This is a genomic window from Pseudomonas sp. NLJ1 (assembly GCF_049486705.1).
Classification (GTDB): Bacteria; Pseudomonadota; Gammaproteobacteria; order Pseudomonadales; family Pseudomonadaceae; genus Aquipseudomonas; species Aquipseudomonas inefficax.
Window position 1 is genome coordinate 2,839,896 of sequence record NZ_CP137735.1, and the last position, 13,111, is coordinate 2,853,006.

15 protein-coding genes are annotated in these 13,111 nt (G+C 63.4%); 7 read left to right on the plus strand and 8 right to left on the minus strand.

What is annotated here, in order from left to right; all coding sequences use genetic code 11:
- The first annotated feature begins 17 nt into the window (after positions 1 to 17).
- A complete protein-coding gene (gene aroE, locus R9B85_RS12755) occupies positions 18 to 842 on the plus strand; it encodes a shikimate dehydrogenase (RefSeq protein WP_112251686.1) in 825 nt (274 codons plus the stop codon).
- A 140-nt stretch (positions 843 to 982) separates the two neighbouring features.
- Here the strand turns inward: aroE and R9B85_RS12760 are convergent, their stop codons facing one another.
- The 3 genes from R9B85_RS12760 to betC form a co-directional block, all read right to left on the minus strand.
- A complete protein-coding gene (locus tag R9B85_RS12760) occupies positions 983 to 2,548 on the minus strand; it encodes a SulP family inorganic anion transporter (RefSeq protein WP_112251687.1) in 1,566 nt (521 codons plus the stop codon).
- 115 nt (positions 2,549 to 2,663) lie between these two features.
- Positions 2,664 to 3,593 carry a choline ABC transporter substrate-binding protein gene (gene choX, locus R9B85_RS12765; protein WP_112251688.1) on the minus strand — a complete coding sequence of 310 codons (930 nt, stop codon included), beginning with the start codon at positions 3,591 to 3,593 and terminating at the stop codon, positions 2,664 to 2,666.
- 14 nt (positions 3,594 to 3,607) lie between these two features.
- On the minus strand, positions 3,608 to 5,125 hold the full coding sequence (betC, locus tag R9B85_RS12770; protein WP_112251689.1) for a choline-sulfatase: 1,518 nt from the start codon (positions 5,123 to 5,125) through the stop codon (positions 3,608 to 3,610).
- A 108-nt stretch (positions 5,126 to 5,233) separates the two neighbouring features.
- Here betC and R9B85_RS12775 point away from each other — a divergent pair, with 108 nt between their 5' ends.
- Positions 5,234 to 6,133 carry a choline sulfate utilization transcriptional regulator gene (locus tag R9B85_RS12775; RefSeq protein ID WP_423770277.1) on the plus strand — a complete coding sequence of 300 codons (900 nt, stop codon included), beginning with the start codon at positions 5,234 to 5,236 and terminating at the stop codon, positions 6,131 to 6,133.
- Positions 6,134 to 6,243: 110 nt separating this feature from the next.
- Here the strand turns inward: R9B85_RS12775 and R9B85_RS12780 are convergent, their stop codons facing one another.
- On the minus strand, positions 6,244 to 6,861 hold the full coding sequence (locus tag R9B85_RS12780; RefSeq protein WP_112251691.1) for an NAD(P)-dependent oxidoreductase: 618 nt from the start codon (positions 6,859 to 6,861) through the stop codon (positions 6,244 to 6,246).
- A 52-nt stretch (positions 6,862 to 6,913) separates the two neighbouring features.
- Here R9B85_RS12780 and R9B85_RS12785 point away from each other — a divergent pair, with 52 nt between their 5' ends.
- Complete coding sequence (locus R9B85_RS12785) at positions 6,914 to 7,246, plus strand: DOPA 4,5-dioxygenase family protein (RefSeq protein ID WP_112251692.1); 333 nt, start codon at positions 6,914 to 6,916, stop codon at positions 7,244 to 7,246.
- Between the two features lie 120 nt (positions 7,247 to 7,366).
- On the opposite strand, the gene trpA is transcribed toward R9B85_RS12785, so the two are convergent.
- Both trpA and trpB read right to left on the minus strand, forming a co-directional pair.
- Positions 7,367 to 8,176 (minus strand): tryptophan synthase subunit alpha, encoded by an 810-nt coding sequence (gene trpA, locus R9B85_RS12790; protein ID WP_215521513.1) that lies wholly within the window; start codon positions 8,174 to 8,176, stop codon positions 7,367 to 7,369.
- Complete coding sequence (gene trpB / locus R9B85_RS12795; protein ID WP_112251694.1) at positions 8,173 to 9,390, minus strand: tryptophan synthase subunit beta; 1,218 nt, start codon at positions 9,388 to 9,390, stop codon at positions 8,173 to 8,175. The genes trpA and trpB overlap by 4 nt, the downstream gene beginning before the upstream one ends.
- Before the next feature lie 111 nt (positions 9,391 to 9,501).
- Between trpB and R9B85_RS12800 the strand changes: the two genes are divergently transcribed.
- Positions 9,502 to 10,398 carry a LysR family transcriptional regulator gene (locus tag R9B85_RS12800; protein WP_112251695.1) on the plus strand — a complete coding sequence of 299 codons (897 nt, stop codon included), beginning with the start codon at positions 9,502 to 9,504 and terminating at the stop codon, positions 10,396 to 10,398.
- On the opposite strand, the gene R9B85_RS12805 is transcribed toward R9B85_RS12800, so the two are convergent.
- Complete coding sequence (locus tag R9B85_RS12805) at positions 10,395 to 10,718, minus strand: DUF883 family protein (RefSeq protein WP_112251696.1); 324 nt, start codon at positions 10,716 to 10,718, stop codon at positions 10,395 to 10,397. The two genes, R9B85_RS12800 and R9B85_RS12805, sit on opposite strands and share 4 nt — an antisense overlap.
- Before the next feature lie 150 nt (positions 10,719 to 10,868).
- Here R9B85_RS12805 and R9B85_RS12810 point away from each other — a divergent pair, with 150 nt between their 5' ends.
- Positions 10,869 to 11,084 (plus strand): dodecin, encoded by a 216-nt coding sequence (locus tag R9B85_RS12810; protein ID WP_013970282.1) that lies wholly within the window; start codon positions 10,869 to 10,871, stop codon positions 11,082 to 11,084.
- A 101-nt stretch (positions 11,085 to 11,185) separates the two neighbouring features.
- On the plus strand, positions 11,186 to 11,407 hold the full coding sequence (locus tag R9B85_RS12815) for a DUF1161 domain-containing protein (protein WP_112251697.1): 222 nt from the start codon (positions 11,186 to 11,188) through the stop codon (positions 11,405 to 11,407).
- 98 nt (positions 11,408 to 11,505) lie between these two features.
- On the opposite strand, the gene R9B85_RS12820 is transcribed toward R9B85_RS12815, so the two are convergent.
- Positions 11,506 to 12,510: an LLM class flavin-dependent oxidoreductase gene (locus tag R9B85_RS12820; protein WP_112251698.1), complete on the minus strand. Its 1,005-nt coding sequence runs from the start codon at positions 12,508 to 12,510 to the stop codon at positions 11,506 to 11,508.
- Between the two features lie 152 nt (positions 12,511 to 12,662).
- Here R9B85_RS12820 and R9B85_RS12825 point away from each other — a divergent pair, with 152 nt between their 5' ends.
- Entirely contained in the window at positions 12,663 to 13,088 is a 426-nt protein-coding gene (locus R9B85_RS12825) for an OsmC family protein (RefSeq protein WP_112251699.1), read from the plus strand.
- Positions 13,089 to 13,111 lie beyond the last annotated feature (23 nt).

A 13,111-nucleotide genomic window follows, 5' to 3' on the forward strand; every position in this document is an offset into this window, starting at 1 on the left:
ATAACCAAGGAGCCGTCATGGACCAGTACGTTGTTTTTGGTAACCCCATCGGCCACAGCAAATCGCCGTTGATCCATCGCCTGTTTGCCGAGCAGACCGGCCAGGACCTGGAGTACAGGACGCTGCTGGCGCCACTGGACGAATTCAGCGACTGCGCGCGCGGTTTCTTCAAGCAAGGCAGCGGCGGCAACGTCACCGTGCCGTTCAAGGAAGAAGCTTACCGCCTGTGTGACAGCCTGACCCCGCGTGCCCAGCGCGCGGGTGCAGTGAACACGCTGAGCAAGCTGGCCGATGGCACTCTGCAGGGCGACAACACCGATGGCGCTGGCCTGGTGCGCGACCTGACTGTGAATGCCGGGGTGGAGCTTGCGGGCAAGCGCATTCTGATCCTTGGGGCCGGTGGTGCGGTGCGTGGCGTGCTAGAGCCGATCCTGGCGCACAAGCCGCAGTCGCTGGTGATTGCCAACCGGACCGTGGAAAAGGCCGAGCAGCTGGCGCGTGAGTTCGATGAGCTGGGGCCGGTGGTAGCCAGCGGGTTTGCCTGGTTGCAGGAGCCGGTGGATGTGATCATCAATGCCACCTCGGCGAGCCTGGCCGGGGAATTGCCGCCTATTGCCGACAGCCTGGTCGAGGCGGGGCGCACGGTTTGCTATGACATGATGTATGGCAAGGAGCTTACGCCGTTTTGCCAGTGGGCCGAGAAGCTGGGGGCGGTGAAGGTGCTGGATGGCTTGGGGATGCTGGCTGAGCAGGCGGCTGAGGCGTTCTTTATCTGGCGTGGGGTACGGCCGGATACGGCGCCGGTTTTGGCAGAGTTGCGCCGGCAGCTGGCTCGCGGCTGAGATTGTCGGGGCCGCTTTGCGGCCCATCGCGACACAAGGCCGCTCCTACAGGGGACCGCGTCAGCATGCATAGCGCGGTCGGTGTAGGAGCGGCCTTGTGTCGCGATGGGCTGCGCAGCAGCCCCAATCTCAGCCCAATATCACTCTTCAAACCGGATCGGACAAAGCTCCACCCCCTCCAGCTTCTGTAATTCCTCGATCACCTGCGGCCTTGCCCGGTGCAGCGTCAGGCTCCCCCCCGCCCGCCGCAACCGCCGCGCCTCGCGGTGCAACATATCCACCCCCGAGTAATCGATAAAATTCACCTGCCGCGCATCGATCACCACATGCGGCCCTTGGCAGCGCTGCAAGCGCACCTGCAGATAATGCGCCGCGCCAAAGAAGATCGACCCGCCCACCCGCAGCACATCCGCCTCCCCTTCACGGCTCTGCTGCACCCGGGGGCGCGAGGTGCGCTTCAGATAGAAGAACAGCGATGCCAGCACTCCGGCATAGATCGCCGTCTGCAGCTCCAGCAACAAGGTCGCTGCCGCCGTCAGGGCCATCACCAGGAACTCCGAGCGACTGACCCGAAACAGCGCACGAATGCCCCGGTGGTCCACCAATCCCCAGCAGATCAGCAAGATGCTGCCGGCCATGGCCGGGATCGGCAGGTGCGCGATCAGCCCGGCCCCGGCAACGGCGAACACCGCCACCCACAGCGCCGAGAAAACCCCGGCCATGGGCGAGCGGGCGCCAGCGTCGTAGCTCAGCCCTGAGCGGGTGAAGGAGCCGGAAGACAGGTAACCGGAGAAAAACGCACCGACAATGTTCGACAAGCCCTGTGCGCGTATCTCCTGGTCAGCGTCGATCAACTGCTCCGAACGTGCGGACAACGAGCGGGCAATCGACAGGCTGGTGACCAGCCCGAGCATGCCCACCGCGACGGCGCTCGGTAACAGGCGCAGGATCAGTTCCACATCCAGCAAGGGCAGCGGACTGAAGGGTGGCAGCTGGCCGGTGAATGCCGGCACTCGCGGCACATGGGCAAAGAACCCAGGCAGCAGCCAGGCCAGAAGGCTGACCAGAATCAGGCTTATCAACAGGCTGGGCCAGCGTGGGCGCCAGAGCTTGAAGCCTACGCCGATCACCACTGTGGCCAGGCCCAGAATCAAGGAAGGCAGGTCGACCTCGCCGGCATGGTTGGCCAGGTCCTGTACGGTCTTCAACGCCGTGGCCTGGCTTGGCAGGTCCATGCCCAGCAGGTTGGGTAGCTGGCCCAGGGCAATGACGACAGCGGCGCCCAAGGTAAAGCCAAGCACCACCGAATGGGAGACGAAGTTGACCAGTGCGCCGAACCGCAAAAGCCCGAGCAGCAACTGGAAGATGCCGCCGAGGAAGGTCAGTAGCAGTACCAGGGTGACGTAGTCGGCGCTGCCGGCCACGGCCAGCGGGCTGATGCTGGCGTAGAGGACGATGGAGATGGCGGCGGTCGGGCCGCATATCAGGTGCCAGGACGAGCCCCACAGGCAGGCGATCAGCACTGGCACGATGGCGGCGTACAGGCCGTATTCGGCGGGCAGGCCGGCGATCAGGGCGTAGGCGATGGATTGCGGCAGGGCGAGGATGGCACCGCTCAGACCCACCAGCAGGTCCTGGCGCAGGCTGCGGCCCGATTGGCGGGGGAGCCAGGAAAGGAAGGGCAGCAGGTGAGTGAGGCGATGCATGAGATATCCAGATTTCCGAAGGTGCACTGTCCCCCCGTGGGAGCGGGTTCACCCGCGAATGCGACAGTGAGGCTACCGACGCATTCGCGGGTGAACCCGCTCCCACAGGATCGGTTTACAGCTTGGTTTTTACTGCTTCGCTCGCATCCCCGCCACTTTTGGTGGTAACCCCGGCCAACCACCCTTCCAGCACCTCGGGGTGCGCCTTCAGCCAAGCCTTTGCCGCATCATCGAAGCTGATCTTCTTGTCCACAACCTCGGCCATGATGCTGTTTTCCATGTCCAGGGTGAACTTCAGGTTCCCCAACAGCTTCGCCGCATTCGGGCAGGCTTGTGGATAACCCTTGCGGGTCAGGGTATACACCTCGCCCTTGCTGCCAAACCATTTCTCCCCGCCGGTCAGGTAATGCATCTTCAGCTTCACGTTCATCGGGTGCGGGGTCCAGCCGAGGAAGGTGATGAACTGCTGTTTCTTCACCGCCCGGTCAACCTGCGCCAGCATCGCCTGCTCGCTGGACTCCACCAGTTTCCACTGTCCAAGGTTGAATTCATTCTTGTCGATGATTTCCTTCAACGACAGGTTGGCCGGTGCCCCGGAGCCGATCCCGTACAGCTTCTTGTCGAACTGGTCGGCGTGCTTCTGCAAATCGGCGAAATCCTTCACCCCGGCATGCCACACATAGTCGGGCACCGCCAAGGTGAACTCGGTTCCTTCCAGGTTGCGCGAGAGCTGCTGCACATCGCCATTGGCGATGAACTTGTCATGAAAGCCCTGCTGTGCCGGCATCCAGTTGCCGAGGAAGGCATCGACGCGGCCATCCTTGAGGCCGCCGTAGATGATCGGCACGGCCAGGCTGTCGATTTTCACCTGGTAACCCAGGCTTTCCAGCAGCAGGCGGGCCAAGGCGTTGGTCGTGGCGATGTCGCTCCAGCCGGGGTCGGCCATTTTCACGGTGGTGCATTGCGCGTCGCTGTCGGCGGCGTGAGCCGTGGCGGTACCGAGGCTCAGGGCCAGGGCGAACACGGCGGCGGAGAACTTGTGCATGGCGGCCTCTTTTCTCAATCCAGGGGTGCGGGCTGTGGATAACGTGCCTTGCGCTCGAGGTCGTCGAGATCGATGTGGTTGCGCATGTACTGTTGGCTGGCATCCACCAGCGGTTGGTGGTCCCAGCTTTTCAGCTTGCCGATGGCCAGCGCCTCGGCCACCAGGCGGCGGCGCCGCTGGCTGGCCAGAACCTGCTGGCGCAGGCTGGGGATATCCCAGCGCTGCTGTGCTTCATCGACAAATGCCTGCAGCAGCGCCTGGTGCTCCGGGCTGCCGGTGAGGTTCTCCCGCTCGTGCGGGTCGCGGCTCAGGTCATAGAGTAGGCATGGGTCGTCTTCGCTGTACACGAACTTGTAGGGCCCGCGGCGGATCATCATCAGCGGGCCGACGGTACCTTCGGCCATGTACTCGCCGATCACCTCGTCATGCCCGCCCTGCCCTTGCAGGTGGCCGATCAGCGAGCGGCCATCGAGGTGCAGGTGGTTATCCACAGCGCCGCCAGCCAGTTCGACCAGGGTTGGCAGCAGGTCGCAGGTAGACACCGAGGCGCTGACCCGGGCTGGCGCGTAGCGTTTCGGCGCGTGCACCAGCAGCGGCACCCGCGCCGACATCTCGAACCAGTGCATCTTGTACCAGAGGCCACGTTCGCCAAGCATGTCGCCGTGGTCTCCGGAGAACACGATCAGAGTGTCGTCGGCCAGGTTGCATTCCTCCAGGGTCTGCAGTAGCAGGCCGATGTTGTCGTCGATGTAGCTGCAGGCGCCGAAGTAGGCACGGCGGGCATCGCGGATTTTGTCCACAGGCAGCGGCTTGTTCCACAAGTCGTAGACTTTCAACAGGCGCTGCGAGTGCGGGTCGAGTTCTGCCTGGCTGAATTCGGCGCGGGGCATGGGGATATCCACACCCTCGTAGCGATCCCAGTAGCGCTTGGGGATGGTGTAAGGGTCGTGCGGGTGGGTCATCGACACGGTCAGGCAGAACGGCCGGCCATCGTTTTCGCGCACATGGTCGTACAGGTACTGGCGCGCCTTGAAGACCACTTCCTCGTCGAAATCCAGCTGGTTGGTACGCACGCACGGGCCTGCCTGCAGCACTGAGGACATGTTGTGGTACCAGCTCGGGCGCACGTTGGGCTCATCCCAATTCACCGTCCAGCCATAGTCGGCTGGGTAGATATCGCTGGTCAGTCGTTCTTCGTAGCCGTGCAGCTGGTCCGGGCCGCAGAAGTGCATCTTGCCCGAAAGCGCGGTGCGGTAACCCAGGCGGCGCAGGTAATGGGCGTACGTCGGTACGTCGGCTGGGAAGTCGGCGGCGTTGTCGTAGGCGCCGATGCGACTGGGCAACTGACCGCTGACCAGGGTGAAGCGCGAGGGGGCGCACAACGGGCTGTTGCAGTAGGCCGAGTCGAACACCACCGCCTGTTCGGCAAGGCGGCTCAGGTGCGGCATCTGGATCGGTGAAGAGGCGTAGATCGGCAGCAAGGGTGCGGCCATCTGGTCGGCCATGATGAACAGGATATTCGGGCGCGTCATGGTGGCTTCCATCTTTGAAGGTTATGCGGACCGCTTGCCTATCAAGATGCAACTGTGGATAACATGGGTAAAGCCCATGGCGGGCAATGACTGGGATTAGCCCTGCTTATGTTTGAGCACCTTGCCAAGTTGTCGCTGGATACATTGCGCGTGTTCGAGGCCGCCGCACGGTTGCGTGGCTTTACCGCTGCGGCGCTGGAGCTGGGGACCACGCAGCCAGCGGTAAGCCAGCAAGTCAAAAGGCTGGAGGCACAGCTGGGCACGCGGCTGTTCGACCGCATTTACCGGGGTATCGAGCTGACCGAGGCTGGCCAGGTGCTGTTCGAACAGGTTCATCAAGGCCTGCAGGCCATGGAGGACGGTATCGCCCAGGCCAGTGGGCGGGGCCAGCGCGAAGTGCTGCAGGTGGCTACCGACTTCGCTTTTGCGGCGTTCTGGCTGATGCCACGGCTGCAGCGTTTTCACGAGGCTTATCCACAGGTGGACGTTAGCCTGGTGACCGGTGAGCGTAGCCAGGGCATGTTGCGGCCGGACATTGATGTTGCTGTGCTGTTTGGCGACGGGCGCTTTCACCAGGGCGAGAGCCGTTGGCTATTCGATGAGGAGGTTTTCCCGGTGTGCAGCCCCCGGCTGACTCATAGCAAACCCTTGTCAGCCGTGGCTTTGCAACGGTTGCCCTTGCTGCACTTGAAGGGCGAGCAGGCTAGCCGCTGGTTTGACTGGGCGGGCGTGTTTCGCGGGTTTGGCGTGGCCAGCCCGCCGCCGCCGGGGCAGTTGCGGTTCGATAACTATACGTTGCTGATCCAGGCGGCGATCGCTGGGCAGGGAGTGGCTATCGGTTGGGGACATCTGGTGGATGGGTTGGTGGAGCAAGGGTTGCTATGCCGGCCGCTTGAGGGGAGTTTGCGCTCGGCGCGCGGATATTACGCGGTGCTGCCGCCTCGCAAGCGGCGTGGGGCGTTGATCGAGCGGTTTGTGGATTGGTTGGAGCAAGAGCGCAGCCTTTGAGATTTTCGGGCCGCTTTGCGGCCCATCGCGACACAAGGCCGCTCCTACAAAGGCCGGCCCGTGTAGGAGCGGCCTTGTGTCGCGATGGGCTGCGCAGCAGCCCCGGCAATCTAGACCACGAAGTTCAGATGCTCGCCCCGGTGCAAGTCCAGCTCCAGCATATCCACCATCCCCGCCGCGACCCTGGCCAGGTGCCGCAACGGCTCAGCCAATCCCGGCTCAAGCGTGCCCTCGGTACTGCGAAAATGCTCCATCCCCAACCCGGGCAGCTCCTGCGGCGCATTGATCAACGTCCAGTGCAAGGCACTGCGCTGCAACCCATCGACCACATGGTCCACACACTCCCGCTCCACCTCGCTGTACTTGCCCGGCTCATCCAGCACATCGAAATCGCCCACCAACAACAGCCGGCGTATAGTCGTACGCTTCAGCCCCGCCACCAGCGCCTCGCTCATGCGAGCTTGCGCGGGCAGATCGCCCGACGCCAGCGTCGACAACAAGGCTATTACAGCTGACCCGCCTGCCGCGCCCTGCTCCGCCTGGTCAGCATCGCCCAGCCCGCCTATCTTGAAATGCAGGCCGGGGCGCGGCGCATGGCGGTTGAGGTCGTCGACCACGGCGGTGACTTCGTGCTGGCGCGACAGCAGCTCTACCATCAAGGCATTGCCCAGGCTGCTTTCAGGCCCGAACAGGACCAGTTTGAACACTGGGGTTTCGGCGTTTTTCACTGCATCACTCCCTTTGCAGGTGGTGATGGTTGGACCGCAATCAGGAGTTATCGTGCAAAGGATCAAGGGCTATCACGCCCACGTTTACTACGACGCAGATACCATGGACCAGGCCCGTGAACTGTGTGAGGAGGCGGCGCGGCTGTTTCCCGTGACCATGGGGCGCATGCACCAGAAACCGGTGGGGCCGCATCCGGACTGGAGCTGCCAGCTGGCGTTCGGGCCAGAGGTGGTGGGGGTGGTGTTGCCGTGGTTAGCGTTGTATCGGAAGGGGTTGGTGGTGTTCATGCACCCGCTGACCGGGGATGAACTGGCGGACCACCGGGATCATGCGATCTGGATGGGGGCTGTAAGGCCGCTGGATCTGTCGATTTTTGGGGGGTAGAGCTGCATAGCCTGTGCCGGCCTCTTCGCGGGTGAACCCGCTCCCACAGGGACTACACAGATACTGGAAACTGTGAAAAACCTGTGGGAGCGGGTTTACCCGCGAAGCAGGCGACGCGGTTCAGCGACGAGCGCCGCGCACCCCTTCAGCCAGTGCCGAGCACAGGCTCAATACATCGTTGACTGCCTGCTCGGCACTCTTGGCCTGGGCAATCTTGTCGACCAGCGCCGAGCCCACCACCACGCCGTCCGACAGGCGGGCAATGGCCGCAGCCTGCTCCGGCGTACGAATGCCGAAACCAACGCTGATCGGCAGATCGGTATGCCGACGCAGGCGGGCAATGGCTTCGGTCACGTGCTCGGTGGTCGCCGAGCCAGCGCCGGTCACACCGGCCACCGATACGTAGTAGACGAACCCGGAGCTGCGCTCCAGCACCCGCGGCAGGCGCGCGTCGTCGGTGGTCGGGGTGGTCAGGCGGATGAAGTCGATACCCGCGGCCTGGGCCGGGGTCGCCAGTTCGGCGTCGTGCTCTGGCGGCAGGTCGACGATGATCAGGCCATCGACACCCGCTTGCTTGGCTTCGGCCACGAACTTTTCCACGCCAAAGCGGTGGATCGGGTTGTAGTAACCCATCAGCACGATCGGCGTGGTCTGGTTATCCACACGGAATTCGCGAACCATCTGCAGGGTCTTGGCCAAGGTCTGGCCAGCCTCCAGGGCGCGCAGGGTGGCCAGCTGGATCGCCACGCCATCGGCCATCGGGTCGGTGAACGGCATGCCCAGTTCGATCACGTCGGCACCTGCAGCCGGCAGGCCCTTGAGGATCTGCAGCGAGGCGTCATAGCCTGGGTCGCCCGCGGTGACGAAGGTGACCAGTGCCGAGCGGCCTTCGGCTTTCAACTCGGCGAAACGTTGTTCAAGACGGCTCATGCCTGTTTCTCCTGGGCGGCCATGTGGCTCATGACGGTTTGCATGTCTTTGTCACCACGGCCCGACAGGCAGATCACCATCAGGTGGTCCTTGGGCAGCTTCGGTGCGCGCTTGATCGCTTCGGCCAGGGCGTGGGAGCTTTCCAGTGCCGGGATGATGCCTTCCAGTCGGCAGCAGGCATGGAACGCGTCCAACGCCTCGTCGTCAGTGATGCTGACGTATTCCACGCGCTTCACTTCGTGCAGGTAGGCGTGTTCCGGGCCGATGCCCGGGTAGTCCAGGCCGGCGGAAATCGAGTGGGCGTCGGTGATCTGGCCGTCTTCGTCCTGCAGCAGGTAGGTGCGGTTGCCGTGCAGCACGCCCGGTACGCCGCCGTTCAGGCTGGCGGCGTGCTTGTCGGTGTGCACGCCATGGCCACCGGCTTCGACGCCGATGATCTGTACGCTTGGCTCTTCGAGGAACTCATGGAACAGGCCCATGGCGTTGGAGCCACCACCGACGCAGGCAACCAGGCTGTCTGGCAGGCGGCCTTCCTTCTCTTGCAGCTGGGCGCGGGTTTCCTTGCCAATGATCGACTGGAAGTCGCGGACCATGGCCGGGTACGGGTGCGGGCCGGCCACGGTGCCGATCAGGTAGAAGGTGTCTTCGACGTTGGTGACCCAGTCGCGCAGGGCCTCGTTCATGGCGTCCTTCAGGGTGCCGGTGCCGGCGGTGACCGGCACGATCTCGGCGCCCAGCAGCTTCATGCGGAACACGTTGGCCTGCTGGCGCTCGATATCGGTGGCGCCCATGTAGATCACGCAAGGCAGGCCGAAGCGGGCAGCGACCGTGGCAGTGGCCACGCCGTGCATGCCGGCGCCGGTTTCGGCAATCAGGCGCTTCTTGCCCATGCGCTTGGCCAGCAGCACCTGGCCGATGCAGTTGTTCACCTTGTGCGCGCCGGTGTGGTTGAGTTCTTCACGCTTGAAGAAAATCTTCGCGCCGCCGCAGTGCTCGGTCAGGCGCTCGGCGAAGTACAGCGGGTTGGGGCGGCCGATGTAGTCGCGCTGGAAGTAGGCCAGGTCTTCGAGGAACTTGGGGTCTGCCTTGGCCGCTTCGTATTCGCGGGCCAGGTCCAGCACCAGTGGCATCAGGGTTTCGGCCACGTAGCGGCCGCCGAACGAGCCGAACAGGCCATTGGCGTCAGGGCCGGGACGGTATTGGGACTGGGTCATCGGGGCGCTCCAAGGCGTAATGAACAAGTGATGGGCTTTACTCTAACCACGGCAAGCCCTGCTGAAAACCGATAAGATTGCGCAAACTTGTCAGAAAAAGTCACAGGTAATATGGCTTACGACCTCCCTCCCCTGAACGCCCTGCGGGCCTTCGAGGCCACCGCACGGCTCAATAGTGTCAGCCAGGCGGCCGAAGCGTTGCATGTCACCCATGGTGCCGTCAGCCGGCAGATCAAGGTACTTGAAGAGCACTTGGGCGTAGCGCTGTTCGTGAAGGACGGGCGTGGCATCAAACTCACAGATGCCGGCGTACGCCTGCGCGATGCCAGTGGCGAAGCCTTCGACCGCCTGCGTAGCGTGTGCGCGGAGCTCAGCCACGATGTCAGCGATGCACCATTCGTGCTGGGCTGTTCGGGCAGCTTGCTGGCGCGCTGGTTTATCCCGCGACTGGGGCGGCTGCAGGCTGACTTGCCTGAGCTGCGCTTGCACCTGTCGGCCGGTGAAGGTGACCTGGACCCGCGGCGGCCAGGGCTGGATGCGCTGCTGGTATATGCCGAGCCGCCATGGCCGGCGGACATGCAGGTGCATGTGCTGGCCGAGGAGCGCATCGGGCCGGTGCTCAGCCCGCATTTCGCCGGTTTCGAGCGCTTGCAGGGCGCGCCGGTCAAGGCGTTGCTGGGCGAAGCCTTGCTGCACACCACCTCGCGCCCGCAGGCGTGGCCGACCTGGGCGCTGGAACAGGGGTTGGAGCCGGCGGCCCTTCACTATGGTCAGGCTTTCGAGCACCTGTATTACCTGCTGGAGGCTGCCGTGGCCGGGTTGGGTGTGGCGATTGCGCCGCAGCCGCTGGTCGCCGATGACCTGCGGGCGGGCCGTTTGAGTGCGCCGTGGGGTTTTTCACCTACCCCTGCAGCATTGGCGCTTTGGGTGCCCAGGCGCGCCGCGGACGGGCGCGCCGAGCAGTTGGCGCAGTGGCTAAAGGCAGAACTGGCGCGCCAGAGCGCTTAGTTGCGCTTGCACAGCAGGTAGGCCGCCAGCAGGCCCAGTGCGCCGATGGCAACACCCGCCGTGGTGTACGGGTGTTCCTGGGCGTAATCACGGGTGGCGAGGCCGGTCTGGCGGGTCCGCTGCTTCACTTCCTCGTAGGCATCGCTCAGCAGGCTACGGGAATGCCGAAGGGCGCTTTCGGCGTTGCTGCGGATGGCCTTCACCGACTTCTGGGATTCTTCCGACGCGTCATGCTTGAGGTTCTCCAGGCTCTTCAGAAGGCTCTCGATTTCGGCTTCCATACTTTCCAGGGACGTTTTACGCAGCGAATTGCGGTGCATGTTGACTCTCCTTCGCGTTGTGGGCTGTAGAGGTTGCGACTGCCAAGCGAAGCGAAAGTGCGATCGAACTTTTACCAACGGTGACGGTTCGCAGGTAAACCCTGCCTGCGCTGCTAGGCTGAATCTCACCGTTATCCAAGGAGAGCGCTCATGACCGATCATCACACCTACAAGAAGATCGAACTGGTAGGGTCGTCGACCACCAGCATCGAGGAGGCCATCAACAATGCCCTGGCCGAAGCCGGCAAGAGCATCAAGCACCTGGAATGGTTCGAAGTGATAGATACCCGAGGCCATATCCGCGACAACAAGGCGGCGCACTTCCAGGTCACGCTGAAGGTCGGCTTCCGTATAGCCAACAGCTGAAACACTGCCGGGCTGGATGAGCCCGGCATGATGGGGTATTCAGGAAGGGCGCGCCTTGGCGGGCGCCCCTTCTGATTTCATCTGCACAAGGAAAGCGAGTGATGAACAAACTGATTCTGGCGCTGGGCCTGATGGCCCTGGCCGGTGGTGCGCTGGCGGCGGGCAAGCCGTGCGAGGAGCTCAAGGCAGAGATTGCGGCCAAGCTGGATGCCAAGGGGGTCACCGGCTACAAGCTGGAGATCGTCGACAAGGGCGAGCCGGCCGGCAAGGTGATTGGCAGTTGCGAGGCTGGTACCAAGGAGATTGTGTACCGCCGCGGTTAACGGATTGGATTCTTCGCGGGTAAACCCGCTCCCACAGGTACAGCTTCGCTCTCAGGCCTGTGATACCCCTGTGGGAGCGGGTTTACCCGCGAAGAGGATCACCCGCTCTTGAGCGCCTGCGCCATCAGTTCATATGACCGAATCCGGTCCGCATGCTCATACAAATCACAGGTAAAGATCAGCTCATCTGCCCCGGTCTGCTCCAGCAGCACTTCCACCTTGGCCCGCACCTTTTGCGGGCTGCCGATCATCGCCAAACCGAGGAAGCTGCCTACCGCGTCCCGCTCATGGGGCAGCCACAGCCCATCCATGCTTTCCACCGGCGGCTTCTGCATCAGGCTCTGCCCGCGAATCAGTGCGAGGATGCGCTGGTACACCGAAGTGGCCAGGTACTCGGCCCTTTCATCGGTTTCCGCCACTACCATGGGGATGCCCAGCATCACATACGGCTTGTCCAGCGTGGTCGAAGGCTTGAAGTGGTTGCGGTACACGCGGATCGCCTCATGCATCAAGCGCGGCGCAAAGTGCGAGGCGAACGCGTAGGGCATGCCGCGCATCCCGGCCAGCTGGGCGCTGAACAGGCTGGAGCCAAGCAGCCACATCGGTACCTCGGTATCGTGCCCAGGCACGGCGATCACTTTTTGATCATCGGTACGCGGGCCGAGGTAGCGTGACAGTTCTTCGACATCGTCCGGGAAGTCATCCGGGCCGCCGGCGCGGTCGCGACGCAGGGCGTAGGCAGTCATCTGGTCGGAGCCTGGCGCGCGGCCCAGACCCAGGTCGATGCGCCCCGGATACAGGCTGGCCAGGGTGCCGAACTGCTCGGCGATCACCAGCGGCGCATGGTTGGGCAGCATGACCCCGCCAGAGCCCACGCGAATGCTCGAGGTCCCCCCAGCCAGGTAGCCGATCAGCACGGAAGTCGCCGAACTGGCGATGCCGTCCATGTTGTGGTGCTCGGCCACCCAGAAGCGGTTGTAGCCAAAGCGCTCGACGTGCTGCGCCAGGTCCAGCGAGTTGTGCAGTGACTGCGCCGGGCCGGCGTCGGCACGTACCGGCACCAGGTCGAGGGTGGAAATCTTCAGGTCACGCAACTGCGTCATGGAGCCTCCGCAAAGGTGTTTGGCCACAGGCCTTTTCAACTCTGTATGGGCATATTCGAAGGATTCAATGCTTGCCGTGCGATTGCTCTGAACTTGCCGTAGGCGGCTGACCTCTGAAGCCATAAGCATGTAACCCGAGACCAGGAGGCATCATGAAAAAGACAGCATCGGCGATCTGGCAAGGTGGCCTGAAAGACGGCAAAGGGCTGCTTTCTACCGAAAGTGGCGCACTCAAGCAGAACCCCTACGGCTTCAACACCCGTTTCGAGGGCTCATCCGGGACAAACCCGGAGGAGCTGATCGGCGCGGCACACGCCGGCTGCTTCTCGATGGCGCTGTCGATGATGCTGGGCGAAGCGGGGCTCACCCCGGACAGGATCGACACCGCTGCCGAAGTGACACTCGACAAGCAAGCTGATGGCTTCGCCATCACCGCAGTGCATCTGGTGCTCAGGGCCAAGGTGCCTGGGGCGAGTGAAGCGCAGTTCTTGCAGATCGCCGACAAGGCCAAGGCTGGTTGCCCGGTGTCCAAGGTGCTGAACGCGAAGATCAGCCTGGATGCGGCACTGGTGGGTTGAAACAGTGCAATGAGGGCGGTTTG

Excerpts from the sequence above, each read along its gene's own strand:
- R9B85_RS12820 (WP_112251698.1), bottom strand. The coding sequence starts at position 12,510 with ATGACGCAGTTGCGTGACCTGAAGATTTCCACCCTCGACCTGGTGCCG.
- R9B85_RS12805 (WP_112251696.1), bottom strand. The coding sequence starts at position 10,718 with ATGCACCGCAATTCGCTGCGTAAAACGTCCCTGGAAAGTATGGAAGCC.
- R9B85_RS12815 (WP_112251697.1), top strand. The coding sequence starts at position 11,186 with ATGAACAAACTGATTCTGGCGCTGGGCCTGATGGCCCTGGCCGGTGGT.
- R9B85_RS12800 (WP_112251695.1), top strand. The coding sequence starts at position 9,502 with ATGGCTTACGACCTCCCTCCCCTGAACGCCCTGCGGGCCTTCGAGGCC.
- trpA (WP_215521513.1), bottom strand. The coding sequence starts at position 8,176 with ATGAGCCGTCTTGAACAACGTTTCGCCGAGTTGAAAGCCGAAGGCCGC.
- betC (WP_112251689.1), bottom strand. The coding sequence starts at position 5,125 with ATGACGCGCCCGAATATCCTGTTCATCATGGCCGACCAGATGGCCGCA.
- choX (WP_112251688.1), bottom strand. The coding sequence starts at position 3,593 with ATGCACAAGTTCTCCGCCGCCGTGTTCGCCCTGGCCCTGAGCCTCGGT.
- trpB (WP_112251694.1), bottom strand. The coding sequence starts at position 9,390 with ATGACCCAGTCCCAATACCGTCCCGGCCCTGACGCCAATGGCCTGTTC.
- R9B85_RS12760 (WP_112251687.1), bottom strand. The coding sequence starts at position 2,548 with ATGCATCGCCTCACTCACCTGCTGCCCTTCCTTTCCTGGCTCCCCCGC.
- R9B85_RS12810 (WP_013970282.1), top strand. The coding sequence starts at position 10,869 with ATGACCGATCATCACACCTACAAGAAGATCGAACTGGTAGGGTCGTCG.
- aroE (WP_112251686.1), top strand. The coding sequence starts at position 18 with ATGGACCAGTACGTTGTTTTTGGTAACCCCATCGGCCACAGCAAATCG.
- R9B85_RS12825 (WP_112251699.1), top strand. The coding sequence starts at position 12,663 with ATGAAAAAGACAGCATCGGCGATCTGGCAAGGTGGCCTGAAAGACGGC.
- R9B85_RS12775 (WP_423770277.1), top strand. The coding sequence starts at position 5,234 with ATGTTTGAGCACCTTGCCAAGTTGTCGCTGGATACATTGCGCGTGTTC.